This window comes from Pedobacter sp. GR22-6 (assembly GCF_037402555.1).
GTDB lineage: Bacteria > Bacteroidota > Bacteroidia > Sphingobacteriales > Sphingobacteriaceae > Pedobacter.
Genome location: NZ_JBBEUC010000007.1, coordinates 165993 through 187993 on the forward strand (window position 1 = coordinate 165993; position 22001 = coordinate 187993).

The 22001-nt window shown below is 41.7% G+C and carries 11 protein-coding genes; all 11 read right to left on the reverse strand.

What is annotated here, in order from left to right; genetic code table 11:
* Positions 1–2: 2 nt before the first annotated feature.
* The gene (locus WAE59_RS24690) at positions 3–3491 is read right to left on the reverse strand and encodes a SusC/RagA family TonB-linked outer membrane protein (RefSeq protein ID WP_337858683.1); all 3489 of its coding nucleotides are present in this window, start codon (positions 3489–3491) and stop codon (positions 3–5) included.
* A 286-nt stretch (positions 3492–3777) separates the two neighbouring features.
* Entirely contained in the window at positions 3778–4980 is a 1203-nt protein-coding gene (locus WAE59_RS24695; protein WP_337858684.1) for a FecR family protein, read from the reverse strand.
* A gap of 72 nt (positions 4981–5052) precedes the next feature.
* Positions 5053–5652, reverse strand: a complete 600-nt coding sequence (locus WAE59_RS24700) for an RNA polymerase sigma factor (RefSeq protein ID WP_337858685.1) — start codon at positions 5650–5652, stop codon at positions 5053–5055.
* 967 nt (positions 5653–6619) lie between these two features.
* A complete protein-coding gene (locus WAE59_RS24705) occupies positions 6620–7915 on the reverse strand; it encodes a TlpA family protein disulfide reductase (RefSeq protein ID WP_337858686.1) in 1296 nt (431 codons plus the stop codon).
* Positions 7916–7949: 34 nt separating this feature from the next.
* The gene (locus tag WAE59_RS24710; RefSeq protein ID WP_337858687.1) at positions 7950–9389 is read right to left on the reverse strand and encodes a RagB/SusD family nutrient uptake outer membrane protein; all 1440 of its coding nucleotides are present in this window, start codon (positions 9387–9389) and stop codon (positions 7950–7952) included.
* Between the two features lie 10 nt (positions 9390–9399).
* Entirely contained in the window at positions 9400–13068 is a 3669-nt protein-coding gene (locus tag WAE59_RS24715; RefSeq protein ID WP_337858688.1) for a SusC/RagA family TonB-linked outer membrane protein, read from the reverse strand.
* Between the two features lie 116 nt (positions 13069–13184).
* On the reverse strand, positions 13185–14348 hold the full coding sequence (locus WAE59_RS24720; RefSeq protein ID WP_337858689.1) for a FecR family protein: 1164 nt from the start codon (positions 14346–14348) through the stop codon (positions 13185–13187).
* 75 nt (positions 14349–14423) lie between these two features.
* The gene (locus tag WAE59_RS24725) at positions 14424–14990 is read right to left on the reverse strand and encodes an RNA polymerase sigma factor (protein WP_337858690.1); all 567 of its coding nucleotides are present in this window, start codon (positions 14988–14990) and stop codon (positions 14424–14426) included.
* A gap of 670 nt (positions 14991–15660) precedes the next feature.
* A complete protein-coding gene (locus WAE59_RS24730) occupies positions 15661–16779 on the reverse strand; it encodes a TlpA disulfide reductase family protein (protein WP_337858691.1) in 1119 nt (372 codons plus the stop codon).
* Positions 16780–16806: 27 nt separating this feature from the next.
* Positions 16807–18342 (reverse strand): RagB/SusD family nutrient uptake outer membrane protein, encoded by a 1536-nt coding sequence (locus WAE59_RS24735; RefSeq protein ID WP_337858692.1) that lies wholly within the window; start codon positions 18340–18342, stop codon positions 16807–16809.
* A gap of 11 nt (positions 18343–18353) precedes the next feature.
* The gene (locus tag WAE59_RS24740; RefSeq protein ID WP_337858693.1) at positions 18354–21956 is read right to left on the reverse strand and encodes a SusC/RagA family TonB-linked outer membrane protein; all 3603 of its coding nucleotides are present in this window, start codon (positions 21954–21956) and stop codon (positions 18354–18356) included.
* Between the last annotated feature and the right edge of the window lie 45 nt (positions 21957–22001).

The window sequence follows — 22001 nt, forward strand, 5'->3', positions numbered from 1 at the left end:
TATTAAAATGAAACATTAGCTCCGACTGAAAATGTATTTTGGCCAGTTCTCAATGTTCTGGCTCCACCGAAACTTCCAACGGTCTGGAATTCTGGATCGATCCCTTCATCATTTGCTTTCCAAAGCATAATATTGCCAACCTGAGTAAAGACACGGAATTGATTAATGTGGAACCTATTTAAAAAAGCAATAGGCAAAGTGTAACTTAAAGTAAGATCCCTGACTTTAGCAAAAGAAGCATCCACTACATTCACATCGCCCAGCATGTAATAGAAAGTAGATCTTCGGGATGTGTTCAAACTCGATACTGGAACGAAAGAAGGTACATTTGTGAAATTTTCATCACCAGCCTGTTTCCATCTATCCTTAAATTCCGCATGAAAATTATTGTTCTGGGCATTTACCCCAGTGTAACGGCTATTCACATCCCGACGCATGACATGACCAGCATTAAAAACAATGTTTACCTGAAGATCCAGAGACTTATACCTGAAAGTATTGTTGAATCCACCTGACCATTTGGGCTGGGTAGTACCCATAAATAAGATATCGGTCGGTTTAGTGATATTAGGTGTTTTAACAACCTGACCATCGCTTAGACGGATCAGTGGATCGCCCATTGCATCCAAACCTTCGAAATCATAGGCGAATAATGGATAAGATGAAAAACCCTGTACGACAGTCGCAGTACTGCGAACAGCACCACTATTAGAGGCGGCAGCATATGACTTGGTGATCTTATTGGTATTATACGCACCATTGATTAATGTTCTCCAGGTAAAATCGGAAGTACTCAGATTGATGGTGGTTAGCGATAGTTCGACACCCCTGTTCCTCAATTCACCCGCATTACCAAAAATGGTCGCGGATGTTGCAGCCGCGAAGGGGTTGACTAGTAATTGATCCAACAGGCCTTCTGTTTTCTTCCAATATAAATCCAAAGATCCACTGATCCGGCTTTTTATCACCCTAAAATCCATCCCCAGGTTTTTGGTTTTTGTCAATTCCCAAGTCAACCTTTTATTTGCAGGGCTATTGATCCTATAGATGGTTCCTCCAGGAACTGAAAAGCCTGAAGGGGCACTCGCCAGCAAAATATCTGTAGAGGCAGCTGTACCTGGAGATGGAGAATTCCCGGTAATACCATAAGTGGTTCTTAAGCGAAGTTCGTTAAGCCAATCCAAATCGTTCAGCCAACTTTCCCTATTTGCATTCCATAGTGCTCCGACACTCCAAACAGGTTTATTCTGTGCAGATCTGTCTTTACCAAACAAGTTAGACTGATCAATTCTCCAACTTGCATTCACCCCATATTTTTCCAGAAATGAATAGGCCAGGTTAGCATAATAGGAAAGTGATCTGGTATCAATACCCTGAACCGATAGTAAATCCGGAAAGTAACTATTGACACCACCAGTTGTAGGATATATCACACCTGATATCCCCGTTGTGAGCGCTTTATAGTCGATCAGCTGGAGCGTATTCAGGTCATCATTAAATCCTCTGGTCAATTGATTCGTATTTTTCACTGTTGAAGATTGAGCCTCATTTCCAGCCAAAACAGTCACCTGGTGTTTATTGTCCAGCCAGTTCTTATTGTAGCTGAGTTGATTCCTGATGGTCCAGTCTTCGCGTGAACTATTTGTCGTCGTTAAACGGCCGCCAGTATTTGGGAAATTATAAGTCACCGCACTAGAAGCCTGGTTGTAGGTTGCATAACTCAACACTTCCCGCCTGACCAAAAATGCTTTCTGATCTTCAAATTGCCGCGTATCGTTCTTTCCCCTGACATAACTGTAAGTTCCTTCAAAGCGCAATCCTTTAAGAATATTGACCGTTAGTCCTGAATTCAGCCTCACCGATAGAGCATTGGCATTAGTATATCCAAATCCCGCCTCATCAAGCGGAACATAGCTGAGACCAATTTTACCTTTTGATTCTGTAGAGGCCCGCAATTCGTCAGTTAGGTATCTCCAGGAGAGATCAAGATTGTTACCAGAAGCATCCTGGAACATTTGATAAGGTGTAAATCTGGAATCAAATGTTGGCAGGGGTGTAGATTTAGAATTGCTATTGGTTACATCAGTAACTAAATAAGCCTGAATATGTTGATTAAATTTGAAGTCCTGACGCAGGTTCAACTTAAATATATCACTGTTATTACCAGGACGATTGCCATTTCCCCTGTTACCGGTGTAATTAAACGAACCATAATAACTATACTTATCGGCACCTCCACTTAGCGCCAGAGAATGATTGGTGACTAAACTATTGGCGTAAAATAACCTCGACATCTGGTCTAAATTCGAGAGCTTCGACATGCTATCCAGTTTGGCATTTGTAGCATCTGGAGTGCTTAGATTTCTGCTAAGGTCATACAAAGCTAGTTCGTGAGGAGCTACAATTGGTGAAGTGCCTCCATTAATCGTTGCCCAGGGAACCAGGGATGCATCAAAAGTTTCCCTTGCGGACTGAATATAGTCGCGGCTATTCAACACTGGCAGATAGTTCAAGTCCGGCTTAGCCTGGAATCGTACAAAAGTATTGTAATCAATTTTCAGTTTACCGCCCTTCTTGCCACTTTTTGTCGTGATGACAATCACTCCATTAGCTGCTCTTGTACCCCAGATCGATGCCGAGGTGGCATCTTTTAATACGTTAACATCCATGACATCATTTGGGTTGATCAGGTTGATGTCTTCATAGGGCACCCCGTCCACAACGAAGAGCGGAGATCGACTCGTGGTGGGCACGGCAAAGCCACCAATATTGATGGTACTACCTACCGTAGTTAGTCCACGGATCTGAAATTGGTCAGCATTAGGAGCATTATTGATGGTCAAGCCAGGGATCAATCCATCCAGACGTTGAATCACATTCATCGTACCCACACGGTCATTGTAAATGGCCATATCAGGCTTAGCCACCGAACCTGCACTGCGTGCCCGATCTATATTTTGGTAACCGGTATTAATGGTTACGTTAACCTGATTCAACTGGCTGACATCCGGGCTAAGTTTAATCATTATCGGTGTACTTGCAGACAGATTCTTGCTATTGATGATGTGCAAATAGTTGCGGTAACCCAAATAGGAAATCACCATTACATCATTGTCATAAACTTCCTGACGAAATTTACCCTCAACATCAGTGAAGCCAGTCTGCTTTCTGTCTCTGACGCTTACCGTTGCTCCAGCCAAGGGTTTACCTAGTGAATCTAGTACTTGCCCTGTGATCGTTTTTTTCTGCTCCTGTGGATTGGAATCTTGATAGGGCTTCTCAGTCTTTACTTTTTCAGATAAGAATATGGTACGATTTGCCACACGAAAGTTTAAAGGTTGGTCACTAAAGACCGCAGTTAGGAATTCTGACAAAGGCATATTTTTCGCTGTTATCGTCACCGGACTAGCCTGCTTCAAAAGCTCTATGTTTCCGAATACAGAATAACCCGTTTGCTTTTTAATTGTGGAAATGACCTTTGGTAAAGGCATGTCCTTTGCTTTAAGATTGATAGTTTGCGATGTAGCTGCTTCGAAACAGAACATCAAAGGAATGATCATCAGCAATCTAATAATCCCTAAGATTAATGTTCCTGACCCTTGAGGTCGGAAAAATGGATGGGCTGGTTGGGCCAAAGTAGTTTTTTTTTGCATACTTTTGAAATAGTTTGGTTTAGTATAATGTGTAATGACGTTTGTATCGGACCAATATTCCGGGAGTGGTCTAAACACTTCCGGATCTCTGACTACATACACGGGCGATGCTAACGCTCAACAGTTAATTTGCTAAGACAATTAACCTCCTTTCTGCTTCTAACCTGAAATGGATATGTGATTCCTCCAATGCCTTCAAGACATCAGAAAGATTTTCGTTCCTACTGATTTCTCCAAAGAATTTCACTTTGGGTACCAGACCTTCATAGCGCACCTCAATGCCGTACCATCGCTCCAACTGGCGCATCACTTCCTGCAGTTCCGCACCCTCAAAATTGAACAGCCCGTTTTTCCAGGCAATGGCCTTCTCTAGGTTGACATCATTAAACGTACGTATACTTGACTTTCCTTGGGAGTTCAATGTACTTACCTGTGCCTGCTGACCTGGCCTAATGGTAACCTCGTCAGTATTGTGCTGGACGCGCACAGAACCTTCAAGAAGCGTGGTACTCACCTTGGCTTCATTTTCATAACTATTCAGATTGAAATGGGTTCCCAATACCAGCACTTCTACCTTGTCCCTGGTTATAATTCGGAAAGGCTGTCTGCTGTCTTTCATAACCTCAAAGTAAGCTTCTCCACTGACCTCTACTCTCCTTTCGCCAGATACAAATCTGGTAGGGAAACGTATTGAACTGGCCGAATTCAACCATACTTTTGTGCCATCGGGGAGGATCAAATGATACTGCCGGCTGTTAGGCGTGCTCACCACATTAAAGACAGGTGCCCCAGCTCCGGATTCATAAGCTAGTACACCATTTACAAGCTTAGCTTTCTGTCCTTGTATTACAGTAACTTCCCCACTCTTCAAACTGTCCAGCAATACCTTCTGACCATTTGAAAGCGTTAGAACAGCACCCTGAGTTCCCGGCTTAAGATCCATCGAAATATCACCACTTAGAACCTTGCTCACGGTTTTTGGCAATAAGTCTTGGTAAATGAAATAGGAAAGACAAAGGAACAGCACAGCAGCTGTAGCCCAGCCAACAAACATTCTAAATTTAACTTTCTGCATCCTCGATTGACTTCTAGGAATTTGCTTCTCACCAATAGCCTGCAATAGCTTTCCCCACCCTTTCTCCTTATCGATCGATTTTAGTCTTTTCAATTCTTCAGAAAGATTTTCCTTCTGAGCTCGGTCCAGGATCGCCTCATTGTAAGGCGACTCAGAAAGCCATCGATCAAACACGATCTGTTGTTCCGGCTTCAGCGCATCATTCAAATGCAGAAAAAGTAAATGAGCTATATGTTCAGGAATCTGCTTCATGATTAGTCTATTTCCAGTAAGACGTTAGAAATTCAGAAACAACCCAATGAATTGAGATTTTTTTAAAAAAAATTAAAACTTATGCATGATTTCTATCTGCATCAGCACTATTGATAGTAAATGGGTTGGTTTTATCCTTGACCTAAGCAGGCTTAGACCCCGCGCTTTGTGATTTCTGACCGCTTGTACAGATAAACCTAATATCTCCGCCACCTCACTGGTAGTCTTCCCTTGAATATAAATTAATTTGAAAACCCTTCTACATTGACTGGGCAAACTTTCGATATGTTCCAAAACGAGCTGTAGGAGCCGGGCAAAAACCTCTTCCCCTTCCATGATATCATCTTCCACTGATAACGCATCTCCCACTTCCTGAAGCAGCAACGGTGAACGTGAAGCTTTACGTAAATAATCGAGGCATGCATTGCGGACACTGCGATACAAAAAGGACGACAGGTTTCCGATTTCAGTGCAAAATACCTTTTTGAGCCAAAGTTTTGAAAACAGCTCCATCACTACATCCTCTGCCTCCTGTATATTGTTGATGAACTTGTCAGCGAAATAAACTAATTGAGGATAATATCTTTTGAAAAGAAATTCGAATGCAGCAAGATCTTCCTGTTCGAGTGAAAACTTCAATTGCTCATCTGTATATTTCTCCGTTGCTCCCACTAATGGCTTTTATTTGGTTAATTATGACACTCAGGGATGTGAGATATCAAATGTACATGTTTTGAGCACTTATCTGCAAAATATCTAAAGAAAAAGAGACATTGAAAAATCACTGTCTCAGTATATTTCACCTTAACAACCTGATCAATTCTCAGCCAGTTTTTTGGGATTCAACCGTCTTGCAATAATCACGCCCTCTCAGAGAGATCAAAAAACTGTCAGGTATGGGTTGTATACCATTTGATGCGGCAACTGGTGTCTACCCCCCCAAGAGATCAGAATTTTGAGGCCCAATAGAGGTGAATGCTGCCGGTATTAATCCAGCCAAAATAAGATTAGAGATGATGTGAAAACGGTCTTCGGACGTCGGCCTAAAACCATTGCAGAGTGGTTAAGAAAATCTACTGGATCGAGATAAAATTTCACATAATTTCGGCGTTAAACAAAACAAATTGAGGAGTTCGATCCTATCTTCATTTCTCTATTAGCGTTGGCTAATCTTCGTATTTTCCACAGTCTGAGGCAGGGTCTAATGTCGAATACATTTAGCTTGTCAAACACGGCACCGTTGATTTCTTCGTTTTATTGTATTATCGGACCTCTCCAGTGACTCATCGTCTAAATATCTGATAAACAATAAGTATATTCAAATGTACAATCGTGCACATTTCATGTCAGGTTTGGCACAAAGGCAGTGAAAAATTCACTGCCTTTGATGTTTTATGGCAACATTATATATTATACGTTGTTATTTTGCAATACGCTATTGCCTTCAATAATGTTGTTATTGAGATGAAACATTGAGAGAAAGGTTACACAATTACTATAAAATCCGACTCAGTGCTTTAGCGAGGTGAACCTGAGATCAGATCAATCAGTCCTTAATACCACCATCCTTCAATTTACCCGCCTCCTATCTAAATTTAATAATCTCAAATACGCTCGAGATCAACTAGTGAGTGCATATTTATTTTTCCTTAGCTAAGGTAACCATTGCTTCAATTTCCTCCATTAGGTCCGCATCAGAGCTGAAACCTGCAGCTTTGAAACGGAGTTTTCCATTTCTGTCTATTACAAATTTCGCAGGGATGTTTTTAGCCTTGTATGCCTGGGCTACCTCATTAAAATTATCCATCAGCACTGTAAATGTATATTTTTTCCCGTTAATATAATCACTGGCATTCTTCTCTTTACTGTCCCCCCGCTCATAGGTATCGATAAAAAAGAACCGGACATTAGGATCACCTTTATATTTATCTACCATCGCTTGCATTGCAGGAAACGCCGCTTTACAGGGTCCGCACCATGTAGCCCAAAAATCAAGTACAACTATTTTGCCATTTAAATCCGTCAGATTAATGATATTGCCATTCAAATCTTTTAGGGTAAATCCCGGAGCCGTTTCGTCTAACATGATTTTACGCAGCGATTCAATTTTCTCTTTGATTTTATCTTTGTTAAAAGATGCGATATAGTTTTCGAATCCCGCGTCACTTCCAGTTTTATTCACATAGACGGTTTTAAGTCTGTTTATAATCTCAGCAGTCGCCATCCCATTGCGGATCAGAGTCTCCATTTCTTTGTTGAGAACATCTTGCGGCAGCATTTCAGACGCAACGACTAGATATGCATTCGTGAGTTCTGCTTCTTTCCTGTGCTGGTTATATTTCATTGCTTCTTTATATAGATCAAAGGATTTGGCTTTTTCACCCTTTTTATAGAGCAATTGAGCATAGTCTGCCGTAAACATTGCATACCCAAATGTCTGGCCCTCATATTTTGTTCTATCTTCGGACGCTTGGTTCGCTTCCAGCATTTTGTTTTTTGCCCAGCCCCGTTCTTTTTGAATAAGCTCGCCGGCAAAATCCAGGTCAATCCCTTTCTTTACTAGCTGACGTACGTAGGCTGCTGTTGCAAAATGGATTCTCTCAGTCCCTTTAACTTCGCCTAAGCTGGATAGAAAACGTTTAAAACCCTCCGTGTCTTCCGCGTTTAAATAGGCGTAAAGCGGATGAATACGGTAAGCATCCCGTTTAGCTTTTTCACTCGCCCAAGCGGTATCAGTGTCAATCTTTTCAAGGATTTCCGCAGCGATTTGCTCTGATTTACGTCCAGATTTTTCCAAATATAATTTTTCAATCAGTTGCTCCCGAACTAATTGGCTTTCCGATTTGATTTTTGGCTTAGGAGATTTTGTATCCTGAGCGCTAGCTGCGAACGAAATTAACAGCGTTGATATAGTAATTACAAGTATATTCTTCATATTAAGCTTCATTAGAAATATTATTTGCACTGTTTTATGGATTGTCTTGCATTCCTGGATTCTCAGCTAAAACTTTAGGTGGGATTTTAAATGTTAACCGTTCAGGTCTTAGTGTAAATGTACTAGACACCGTTCCTCCAGTGGTATATAGCGTATGGGTAGATTTTACTGTCGACTGAAATTCACTGTCAACAGACAGGCGCCTCATATCCAGCCAACGGTAGCCTAGAGCTGAAAATTCTCTGATGCGTTCATCAAGTATAAATTTAACAAGTGATATCCTATCTGAAATAATTGCAGCCGGCACTGGCGCGTCGCTGGCGGGCATCCTTTTAATTCTAAGCGACTCAACATCATTTTTTGCTCCGGGCAGGTCATTTAGCCTGGCTTTCACCTCAGCACGCATCAGGTATACATCTGGAACCAACATGCCTATGATTGGAGAAAAAGGCCCCGCCCGCCTTGCCATTCCAAGGGGAAAGGCAGTTCCACTTGGATATGGGGTGTTTTTCATGAAGTTTCTACGTAAATCAGATGAGCCGTAGAGAGACATCGTAGCAGGCGACAACAAAAGGGCATTAGATGTTGATGTCCAATCTCCAGTCGTTTGCCTAGAGTAAAGACTTTCCTCATAGTTGTAGAGGTTTGGCAATGTAGGGCCAATTACTGAATTAGGCAAAAATGAGCCTCCGGATCCAAAAGTGACGTTGTAGTCATAAAGTCTAACTGGATAGCTGGAATTAATTATGTCTGTCATGGCCGCGTTTAAGTATGGAAGTGCTTCACTATACAAACCCATAGATAAGTAAACCTTACCCAATAATGCTTCTGCGGTTGGCCTTGACATCCGAAAGCGGTGAAGGGGGCTGGCACTCAAATGAGGGATCGCAGCTTGCAAATCCTTGATAATAAAATCATAAACTTCTTTAACACTGGCCCTGGAAAAGCTTTTTAACGTAACGTTGGCCTTATCAATTATTGGAAAACCCGGATCAGTTGCGGCCGTTGCTGCAACATAGGGTTTCCCGAAGAAATTAATCAATTGAAAATAGGTCCATGCCCTCCCCCCAAGTGCCTCAGCCTGTATTGTATTTTTCTGCACTTCACTACCGCCAGTAGAACTCAATACCTCATCAATGACGATGTTATAGATATAAAGTGCTTTAGTCGGATAAGTAATCTCCGGTGCATCATCATTTTGTTCATAGATGATATCGGCCCATTGAAATGAACGCTGCTGTTGAATTGTAGTTCCTGCATAATAAGGCTCAATCGCCGCCATTTCATCACCCATCGCCTGCGTATACGTCATGAACTGGTTCCCCAGCGTAAGGCTATTAAGCAACAAATCGTAATCTGATGTTTTAGTGGCAATCAATTTACCTGCAGGGGTAACTTCAAGAAATTCGCGTTTACAGGCTGACATCGAAAATGACAACCATACTAGTAAAGCAAAACTAAATAATTTTTTCATGTCTATATTTTTAGAATGACGCATGAGCGCCAAATGTGACCATACCTTGCATACTTCTCACTGCACGATTTACACCAGAAATCGTTTCGGGATCTCCACCGCTAGCTACGCCTAGATTAAAACCCTGAAATTCAGGATCTATCCCATACCGATTTGCTTTCCACAGCATCAGGTTGGAAACCTGCATCCTGAAGGTAATATCGCTGACTTTAATGTTGCTCAACACCGATTTAGGTAAGCGGTAAGAAAGTGTGACGTCCCTTAATTTAATATATGAGGCATCCAGAACGTTGAGGTCTCCATAAGTGTAATAATTGACATCACGCCTGCTGTTGGAAAGCGAGGTATTACTTACATAGGATGGCACATTGGTTGTATTTTCATCACCGGACTGCTTCCATCTTTCCGCAAAAATCGAATTCACGTTTCCCTGCGCCAGGTTAACGGATGAAGTATATCTGCCCGCAGCCAGCACTAGTGCATTGCTACCTATCAATCTACCACTAAAATAAGTGCCCACATCACGTCTCATCACATGTCCCAGATTGAAGACGGCATTTGCGCTCAGTGAAAATCCTTTGTAGCTGAAAGTATTGGATAACCCCCCACTTAGGGGTGGCTGGGTGGTTCCCATATAACGCATATCAACAGGTTTACTTATATTTCTGGCCTTTGAAACACTTCCATCGGCAAGTATGATCTGCGGATCTCCTAATGCGTCGAGCCCTGCATATTGATAAGCGAATAACGCAAAGGCAGAATATCCCGGGAAATATCGCTGGTTGATCATTTGCTGACCGGTAGTAATAGGAGTTAAGTAATTAATGCCGGTAATCTCGTTTTTATTGTAGGCGAGGTTTAAAGATGTAGTCCACCTAAAATCAGCTGAATTGATATTAACTGAATTGAGGACGGCTTCTATACCATTATTTTTCAGGCTGCCATAATTTCCAACAATAACAGAATAACCAGTCAACGTATTAGAAGGAAGTTGCCCTACAAGATCATCCGTCTTTTTGTTGTAATAATCAAAAGATCCTGATAGTCGGTTCTTTAAAAGGTTGAAATCGAATCCAATATTCGTTGTTTTAGTACGTTCCCAGGTTAAACTTGGATTTCCTGGCGTAGCCACAGAGAAACTTCTTCCACCGGGTAATGAAGCTGAGGTCGCAGCAGAAAGGATATTATAAGATGATGCTGTTCCCGGAATAGGAGAATTTCCTGTAACTCCATAGGTAGCCCTCAGTGCCAGGTAATCTAGAAATGGTACGCCCTTCATAAATTGCTCCTCGCTCATTAGCCATTTTACACCGGCACTCCAGACAGGTTTCCCTTGTGCGCCTTTATCAAGGCCGAAAAGATTACTTTTATCAACACGCCAGCTTGCATTTAATGAATATTTGAGCGCATAGGTGTAAGCAGCATTTGCATAGTACGATGAAAATCTTGTCTGTGCTTCTGTTTCCGAATAAAAGTCGGAGGATAGCACACTCCTGTTTAAGTTATTCGCCACTATAGGATTGTTAAGTCCTAAAGATAGCGCAGCATAGTCTACAGGGATGGCATTGCGGAGTTGGTGGTCATATCCCCTTGCTATGCTTTGATTTAAGGTAAGCATCTGTTCCTGGGCCTCCTGTCCGGCTAATAAAGTAAGTTGATGAAGAGATTGTTTCCAACTCTGGTCAAAAATAAATTGGTTACGGATAGTCCATTCTTTTTGCAGTGAGTTGTTTACAGTATATTTCCCTCCGGATGTTGGCAGGTAGTAGACTGGTGCAACGGATGGTGTTGCCGCAACCGTAAATTGTACCAGTTCGTTCCGTTGTACAAAGCTACTGTTATCATCATATAAGCTATTTTTGTTGTGGCCCCTTACATAACCAAAAACACCTTCATACTTTAGAAATTTCAATGGTTGCACTGTGATTCCGCCAACCATCCTGTTTAAAAGATTATTAGTCCTCGATGCAGCCAGTCCGGCATCGTCAAGCGGCCTGTAGTCTAATGAAAGTCGGCTTCTTGCCTCAGCTGCCTTACGGGTTGAATCTGTTAACGAAGCAACATAAGGCATGGAAAGCGAATTCCCGTTTCCGTCACGGAACAGTTGGTATGGATAAAAGCGGGTGTCCACCGATACGTTTCTTGGAGAGGAGCTCACATTATTAGTTAGATCAGTAATGACGTAAGCCTTTAAGATTTTATTGAAATTAAAATCCTGTCTTAAATTGACTTTATAAGTACGATCCTGCGCTCCAGGACGGTTCGATTTTGCATCTGTGTAAGACGCTGAACCATAGAAAGAATATATTTTACCACCACCCGTCAAAGAGACCGTATGGTTCATCAATGCTGCGTTGCGGTACCACAGATCCTCAATCTGACCCTTGTTACTTAATCCCGCCAGGCTGTCCAGGCTAGTATTGGTCTGAGCAGCAGATCTTAATCCCCTGTATTGGTTATACAAAATCAATTCATGCGGAGGCATGCCGATAGCACCTAAGGTATATGCGGACGCCGTATTCCAGGGAAAAGTAACCGGATCAAAAACTTCTCTGGCCGCCTGAATATATTGCTGGCTATTCAATACCGGCAAATAATCGAGGTCGGGTTTCCCCTGGAAGCTAAAAAAACCATCGTAATTAACCTTAATGCCCTCTGAACTTGTGCCTTTTTTTGTAGTAATGACAACAACACCATTGGAGGCTTTGGCTCCCCAAATTGACGCTGCTGTTGCATCTTTCAAGACAGTTACATCAGCCACATCCTGAGGATTGATTGAATTGATATTGGAGGTAGGTATCCCGTCGACAACGATCAAAGGTGACCGGTTGGAGTTGATAGAGTTGAGTCCTCTGATCAGAATAGACTCAGATCCAGGAGCACTGTTTACGGTCAAACCGGGTACCAGACCATCTAAACGTTGCAGGACATTCATGCTTGTAGATCTGTTAGCCAGAGCCTCACGATCAGGTTTTGCAAATGAACCGGCGCTTCTTTCTCTTGTTAAAGATTGATAACCTGTATTTACCGTTACATTTACTTCCAACAGGTTGCCACTGTCGGCAACTAAAGTAATTGCCCCCAGATCCTGCTTTGCCTTCAGCTCAGCGGTCTTGTATCCGAGGTAAGACATAACAATAATGGCATTCTCGTCCACGCCTTGCAACATGAATTCTCCGTCACTATTCGTTACAGTTGTTTTGCTGCTTCCTTTAACTTTGACAGTCGCACCGGGCAATCCTTGGCCCTTCTCGTCCAGAATTCGGCCGCGCACGTCAATGTCAGCAAAAGTGCTGATAACCCTATCTAGTAAGGAAGGCTCTTTCTGTCTAATGACAATAGTTTTTTTCTCAATTGTATAGTCTAAAGATTGATTGGAAAGACTTATTTTCAGCACATCTTCCAGCGCTGTATTTACAAAATCGACGTTGATTGGCTTTGCAGAATTTAGTTCGTCTGTTTTCCACACTACGTTGTATCCGGTTTGCTTTTTAATTTCAGTAAACAGCTGCTTCAATGACCCGGCTTTTGCCTTGAATGTTACCTTTTGGGCGAAGCCAGATGCACTGACTTGCATAATGGCTACAATTAATATTACGGTGGTTAGTCGCATAATGAGCAGGATTTTCTGGAAACACGGCAATGTCATACCCCGTTTCCTGGTATAATTTTTATACATTTGCTTAAGTTTGGTTGTTAGTTGATATGAGCAATATTTATTAATTTAACGCCAGGCATCGGCCAGCAGTGTTCCACCACTCTGGCCCTTTTAATTCAGGCATCAATGTCGGGTACTTATTTAATCACAATAATCCTCCTTCCTTCAATTTTAAAATGAACACCGCCGGTTAATTCTAGCATTCTTAACACATCAGAAACGTTCCCGAACTTGGTTATGGTTCCTCCAAATAGCTGAGTCTGAATTTTTTCGTCCTGATATTGTATCTCCAGGTCATACCATCTGCCTATTTTCCGCATGATGACGCCCAGTTGCTCATCATTGAACATAAATTCTCCATTCTTCCACGCAACAGCCTCCGATGCACTCACCTGATGTACATCAATTCTGCCAGCGGCCAGTACTGCTTCTTCGCCCGGTCTCAATATAACGGCATTATTTATTTTTACCCTTCCCTCAAGCAATGTCGTCTTTATATTTACCTCATCACTATAAGCGTTTACATTGAAATGCGTTCCCAATACTTCAACTTCCTGACCAGCAGTTTTCACCTTGAACGGTTGTTCTCTATTTTTGGCAACTTCCAAATAAGCTTCTCCAGCCAACTCGACGACCCTGGCAGAATGACCAGCAAAGCTTTTGGGGAATTTAAGAGTGCTGGCAGCGTTCAGCCATATTTTACTTCCGTCGGGAAGGGTCAGTGCGTATTGGCCTCCTCTTGGCGTATGAATCTCCATCAGATCATTGGTCAAACCTGTAGTCCCCACTTCCTTTAGTAAAGACCCATCGTTATAACTTATTTTTCCTGCAGTTATACTTACACCATTTTGGTCGCTGCTCAGTGTAATTGTTTTTCCGTCGGCCAAGGTTAAGGTTGCTTTATTACCCCCAGGCAGAATCTGATTAGCTATCGATAAAGGCTTACTTTTTTCCAGGCGGGGTCCGGAGTAATAAATATATAAGCTTATGGTCATTAGGATAAAAACAGCAGCTACCGCAGCCAACTGCCACATTCTTACATTCGTAAATAAATGATCTACCTTGGTCTCGAGTGGCTTTCTCTCAGCCCGGTCGAGAATCGCATGATATGCGCGATTTAAATCTTCAGCCGATAAAATCTTATCAAATTCATTATTGGCTAAATCCGCGTCGATCAGCTCATCTAGAACCGCATCATTCTGCCTGTCAATAACGGCATCGCGGAACCATGCCCACTCCTGATTGGTCATCCTGCCTTCAAGCCATAACTTATATAGTACCTGATATTTCTCTTTTTTCATCTAGATAGCGGATTGTATCCCCATTATTTACAGTAGACGCACTCCGTTGTAAAAAGGGGGGGAAGGAAAAAAAATTTAATGTAAAATGTTCGAGAATATAATAATAGAAATGAGCTCGTTTTTATTTTCGATCAGGTACTGCCTGATCTTAGAGAGGGCAATTTGTATATATTCCTTAACTGTATCTTTACGAATACCGAGTTCCTGAGCGATTTCTTCATAGGTTTTTCCATCCTGCCTGCTGAGTTGATAAACTTCTTTTTGTTTAGGGGATAAACTTTCCAAAGATTTATCAAGCAATTCATTTCGTTCAATATTCATGACAATATCTTCCGGGCTCTCACTGCTGCTTTCCAGCATCTCAATCGCAAAGGCCAGATACTTTTCTTCTAAAAGTTTCTCACGAAAACGACTGGCAATTAAATTACGGGCAATCTGAAACAGCCATGCTTTATGGTCTGCTACTTCAGGCAACTGGTGCCGACGCTCCCAAACATTCAGGAAAACCTGCTGGGCAATATCTTCTGCAATTGCCTGGATTTTGAGCAACCGAAGCGTATTGCCATAAATCTGCTTATAATATTGCTCAAATAAAGTTGAAAACAAACGGTCTTCTAATGAATCTTTACTAGGTCTCAACACTGTTCTTACGTTTTCTATTCGAAGGGTTATTCTGTGTAAAAACAGAATATACAACTAATTTGGTGAAAAAACGCGAAACAACAATAAGATTTTAACACAATTAATGAGACCGCTTGAAGTTGTTATTTAGAAAATGGCCCAATTTTAGAAAACCACAATTTAACTTGGAAACTAACAAGGCCTATAGACAACTTTATAGTTTAGGTTTTTATTAAAATGACTTTTTTTTTTGCAAAACTTTTATGAATTAAATATTATAATATCCCCGTCGAAGGATTGTGAAACCCTAGTTTTAGCTGCCTGACTGTATAACTGCGCGTTATTTTGAAACTCTACAAACGCTCATGGTTTGATACAATCTCGCGATAAGCCGCATTTTACTTTATAAAAAACAAAGTCCCGGTCAAGAGAATTTTAAATGTTCGGTATCGCCTCCCGCAAGCAGCGCATTTAATTCTGCTTGGTAAGTAGATCATCTAGTCCAGCACACGCATATATATGCCCTAGTAGCTGAGATCGTTAAAATTGCAATGTTCGTGGATACCATAATTGGAGGAATCTTTATTGTCCACAGCTTGTCCATTAATCAATTAATTTTCCCGCAATTTTTAACTAAGAAAGGCAGAAGTATGAACTTCTGCCCTTCACAAATCTAATGTCGACCATTAGTCTACCTCACTAATTTTGATAGCGTTTCATCCAGTTCCTTCGGGCTCAATCTTCTCCCTAAAATGGTACCATCAGGAGAGATTAAAAAGCTATCAGGGATCGGCTGTACTCCATACAATTCTGCAACAGGTGACAGTCCCTTAGACAGATCAGAAAGCTGGGTCCAGGTAAGCCCGTCCTGTTTGATCGCGTCTTTCCACTTACGTTCATCTTTCTTAAGATCTACCGAATATTGGACGATGGTAAAGCCTTTATCTTTAAATTTCTGGTATAATTCCTTCAAATGCGGATGCTGTGCTCTGCAGGGAACACACCAGTGTGCCCAGAATTCGAGAAGAACGTATTTTCCTTTAAAATCGCTTAATTTTACTTTAACACCGCTCGTGTCTGAAGACGAGAAATCAGGAGCTTTTTGGCCGACCGCTACTGTTTTACTGGCTTGAAGTTTAGTATAGATTTGCTTACCTGTCTGGGAATTTTTAAGCACAGGAGAAAAATTGTTATAGGTGCGTTCTATTACATCATTAGATAAGTCATTCTGAAGTACATATAAGTAACCCAAACTGATATCAGAAGCCGGATGGGTTTGCATGAACCGGGTTTTATACGCATTGATGGAGTCCGCCTTCAGCTCAGCCTCCTTGGTCAAAGCACTGGCCTCTGTACTATTTTCATCCAGATTTCTCAACTTTTGGTACAATGTAGATCTTCGCTCATAAATGGGTGCAAGATAAAGTTGGTTTTCCGTAAGCTCATTATTTGTTTTAGTACCTTTCACCGATAAGTAACTTAACGAATCAATATTCCCTTTAATTTGTATTTTACCTGGTTCCAAATAAAAGTAAGCATTCTTTCTGGAACGAATATCACCAATATATAACTCCACAAAGCGAAGCTTTTGGATGGTGCCTGCAAACTTAAATTTATCGCCGATACCTTTGGTAACTAAGGTATCGTACTTTATGCCTTCATCAGATGGCCTGACAAGAAGATAAACTTTTTCGTTGTTCAATCCTTTGATCGAACCATTAATTTCATAGACTGCTTTTTTCTGAACCTGAGCAACACTACCCATAGAAACCAACAACAAGCAGGTCAAAAGATGACAAAAATTTTTCATATGTATATAATTATAATGTATTTACGCTTAGTAAGTATTTTGCTTAATTGCGCCGTTACTGGAAATGATTTCCGGATTAGGGAGTGGTACAGCAAATCTCCTTGAATTTTTCGGCAGTATATAGCTTTTAGGGGCCTGATTGAAAAGTACACCAGATCCTGTGTAAGGATAAAATGTTTTACTCAATTCCACATCATCATTGGGGTCGTCATTGTTGTTGTATCGCCTGATATCAAACCAGCGTTGAACGAATGGCATCTCCCTTCTTCTTTCCTCTAAGATTTTTTTAATCGCATCGCCCTTATCCACGGCAACCAGATTTACCGGGCCACCAGCTCTTATACGTTTCACCCTCAACAAGTTAACAGTTGTCATTGCGGCAGAAGGATTATTCAGACGAGCCTGCGCCTCGGCTTTAATTAGCAACACTTCTGCTACGGTAGGCCCGGAGGGGATCCATTGTTTAAAGAAAAATATATATCCCGGATAATCATATGAGGGATTCGTCATGCGGCGATCATAAGAGTAATTTTCAACGATGTGGTATTGGTACCTGAGGTCATTTGACTTATCGTAGAGGTTTAAAAGTTGCTGACTTGGAATGTACCACCAGTTGGCATTATCCAGAACACGGTAATAGAGGAATTCTTTCCATTTTATCATGTCTGTCTGGTCCTGGTTATCATGCGTATAGGGATATTTGATCGTAACTGCCTGCGCCTGTGGCGTGCCTGGGTTGATCGTTACAAATCCATCCCTACCATAGCGCATTTCGGTGTTATAGTCAACCAGTAAACTATAGTCTGCCAAGGCAGCATCTGCATGTTCAGTGGCTTTCGCATAATTATTCCTGTTTAAATAATAACGTGCAGCGAATCCATTCACGCCTGCAATGCTGGCCCGCCAATGACGAGGCTTACCTGATCTTGTCAAAGAAACCGGGGTTTTGAGGGCCTCTGCCAAATCGGATTCGATTAGCTGATAGACTTTTTCAAGAGACTGTCTTTGGATCGGTTCTTCAAAGCTTGTACTGATTTTTATGGGGAGGCCCAGTTCATTTTTATTCGCTTCTGTATATGGAAGACAATAGGTGTTGGCCAATATCCAATAGCTATAGGCACGAATGAAATGGGCGTCAGCCTTTATAATTGCCTTTTCTTCCGCGGTACCAGTCACATCCTCCAGGTTACTTAGCGCAAGATTGGCCGCAAATATTTTTGCAAACTCTCCATTCCACAACCGGTCTCTGGATTCGTCCGGAATGTATTGGTTATCCCAGGTCGCGAACTGTATCGTAGATAACGTGCTAAAGGTATTCCGGCCTCCATTATACAACTCAACTGTAAATCCACAGTCATCCGTGCTATATGTCTGCGACTGGTTCTCTTCTGTATAAAAGGTCCTTTGGTTATCCAACAGGGCATTCAGTTGTGCTGTGGTTTTTACCACCAGTGAGGACGTCTTAGATGGTGGTTCTTCCAGGAATTTCTTGCAGGAAAAAAGCAAGGAAGTAAGTCCGGCTAGAATAATTGTTTTCGAGAGGTGACTATATATTTTTTTCATCGTCTTCATTTTTAAAATTCACATTTGAGACCTAAGGAAATTCTTGGCTGTGGTTTCAGCGTTCCCATTGGATATTCTGGATCTTCTCCAACCTTATTGGCCACAATTGTGAAAAGATCGTTTCCCTGGGCAAACACCTGCACCCTTCTCATGCCAACTTTAGAACCTAATGTTAGTGGCAGGTTGTAACTAAGATTGATCTCCTGCATCCTGATATGTGACGCATTTTCGATCAGGTAACTCAAACTTTCGGTAAACCGGCCCCAAAAATAATACCTGGGTTCATTTTCATTTAAGGGGAGTGGAACAATCTTCATCGGATCTCCATTGAGTACTTCAGTAATTTTTTTATTAGGCAATATTTTCGATGTAAAACTTGGCGGATAGTTGAATCCTTTTCTCTGGAATTTGTGACCGAACTTACCAGTCACGACAAAGGACAAATTGAAGTCATAAACCTTAAAAGAGTTGATAAAGCCCAATGTATAAGGTGCTATTTCAGTTCCCATTTTTAAAAGGAAATCCCTGCCGTCACCAGGAGGATAAGCTGAAAAATCAAACTGATCTCCATTTGGTCCATACAGGGTCGGCTGATTATTTTTGATCCCGGCGTATTGGAATCTCCAGAGCGTGTTGGCATCCTGACCTTCAACGTAGGCGACCGAGCCGCCTGAAGTTAACCAGGCAGGGTGATAGTTGGCAACAAACAACTTGGTAATCCTATTTTTATTGTACGAGAAATTGAGGTTTCCATGCCAGGTGATCTCATTACCTTTTATCTTTTGCATCGTTCCCAGTTCCACCTCGATTCCCCGGTTGGTCATGGCCGCATTATTCAGCTTCTGCATGGTAGTTCCGTTGGCTGCTGGAATCGAAAGTGTAGCAATCAGGTCTCTGCCGGATTTATTGTAAACATCTACCTTGCCATAAAGCTGTCCTTTAAACAAACTATAATCCAAGCCCAAATCCCAGGTACCTGTCTTTTCCCATCGTAAAGTGGGATTTCCAAAACTTGAAACGTTCGCGGTCATATCACCTGTATAAATATCAGGAATAGCCCCCATTCCTAACAAAGGACGGAAAGAGGTAGATCTATCGACATTTCCATTATAGCCATAAGTCGCCCTCAGCGACAAGCGGTCCACCCATTCTATCTGCTGCAAGAAGTGCTCCTTGCCCAATTGCCAGCCGAATCCCACTGACCAGAAAGGGGCATAACGATAGGAAGGGTCGTCGGTAATCAGGTTTGAAGCATCTGTACGAATACTACCAGAAAGCGTGTACTTATTTTTATAGCTGTAGGACGCATTGCCAAATAAAGAGAAATACCTATCAGTGGTATAAGAAAATTTATTGGAATAAGGCAAAACCTGCGGATAACCCATCCAGTTTAAAATAGGAGCCGACTGTCCGCCAGGTCCCCTAGGAAATGTACCGACGCTAAGCGTCTGCTCACTATAACCATAGGTTGGCGGGTTTCCGAAGGTCTGATATACCACATTATTAATCTCTGAACCACCTATGAAATTAATTTCATGGTCGTCGCCGATTTTCCGGTCAAAGTTGATTTGGTTTCTGAATACATAAGCTTCAGTTTTCGCTCTATCCTGCTTTAATATGCCTCCTTTTGGCAGATTTGAAGTAATGCGGTTAGTTGTCATATCCCATATGGCCGCCGTATTCACTGTATTTCTCACCTCAAAGGTGTTCTCGTTGTCATAGTTACTGTTGAAAGAATTCGCCAGCTCATATTGTACTTTGGTATCAACCGACAGTCCTTTGAGGAGCTTAAATTTCAACCCCGCCTGCAGCCGCAAGTTCAAATCCTCTGTCTTATATTTGCGATTGGCTATTTCCTGTATAGGGTTATAAGACCAGTCAGCATAAGGGAAAAGGCCCGTTGGTACCAGCCGCTCCAAAATTGGCTTGTAGTATCGTGAAAGGTCAGTAAGGGAACCATCTTCATTTCTCAACATCTCATATGGGGCCAAAGCACTTATGTCTTCAAGTGGATTGGGTGCGCCGTAAGGATTTACATTGTAATTCACGCCATTTCTATTGATTTTGTTGTAGTTCACCAATCCGCCAAAACTCAGTTGTAGCCATTTAAAAATATCGGCATCAGTATGGTAGTTAACCGTATACTTTTTGTTATCGGAACCTTTAAAATTTGATTGGGCATCTTCAAAGAGTAAAGACAATCGGTTGTTCATTTTTGCAGTTGACCCAGAGATATCGAGATTGTACTGCTGGACCGTTGGATTTTTAAGCAACTCGTCCCTAATCTGATCCTTGTTGCTCATGGTCCTGTATTTTGCCAGTAACGCATCCCTTTGCGTAGCTGAAATAAAACCTAGCTTTTGTTCCGTCAGGGCCACTCCTGCCGGGGCCCAGGAAAAACTTACACCATCTGGAAAACTTCCATCGTTGATGTCCCCGCCCCATTTTTCAAATGATTTGATTTCGTAGTCGACGGTTTCTGAAGCCGTAGCTAGAGGATTCACATAGTCAAGATCGAGCTTTTTTGAAATTCTGGTAAAAGCTGAAAAGTTCACATTTAATGGTGTTCCTGTCTTCGCCTTCTTAGTGACAATCACGATCACTCCATTGGCAGACCTGGCACCCCAGATAGAAGCAGCCGCAGCATCTTTAAGAACTGTTACACTTTCAACGTCATTTGGATTAATTGTATTGAAATCCCCTTGTATCGCAAATCCATCCACCACCACTAAAGGGGCGGCATTCTGGTTCCGGATACCAAAGTCGTTCCGGATATTTAAGGCCGTTTGCCCTCTGATCTCGAATCTCGGATTACCGTCTGCATCCAATGTCGCCTGCATACCCGCTGTAGTGCCTATCAAACGCTGTGCGATATTCGTGGATGGCTTTTCCAATTGCTCTTGTCCAATGGTCGTAAATGAGCCTGTAGCGCGCTCCTTGCTAAGGGTTTGATAGCCTGTACTCACCACCGCAACTTCTTCTAGATCTGATATACCTAGCTCTAATTTAACTGTAATGCTACGTGATTGTCCAACAGTTATTTCTTTTGTTTTGTAACCCAGGAAAGAAATCTGCAGTATAGTATTTTCATTTACGTTATCAATTTGAAATTCTCCGTTTTCATTGGTGTTAATCATTCTTTTTGATTCCTTGATCTTTATTGTAGCTCCCGGCAATGGCTGACCTTTTTCATCCAGCACTATCCCGCGTATGTCAATAGCGGATATTGTGAACAATAGTTGGTTTAGAAATGAAAATTCCTTTTTTTTGATCAGCACGGTATTCTCCTTTACCTCATAAATCAGGGGCAGATTTGCAAAACAAACTTCCAGCGCTTTTTGAATTCCTACGTTTTCTAGTCTGATACTTATTGGTTTGAGATTTTTGAGGTCCTTATCCGAATAAACAAAGTCATAACCACTTTGGGCACTTATCTTGAAGAGGGCTTTCTGCATAGATATACTTTTCTCATTCAGTGTTATCTGCGCTTTGGTTAGCGCACTTACCTGAAGTAAGGATACCATTATTATGAGTGTGGTCAGCTTCATAATCATCAATAGTTTGCGGGGTATACCGGCACGCCGGTATGCTCCCAGAATTTCATTAATTTTCATTAATTTTGATTGGTTTGGTTGAGTTGATATTAGTCTTTCAAAAAA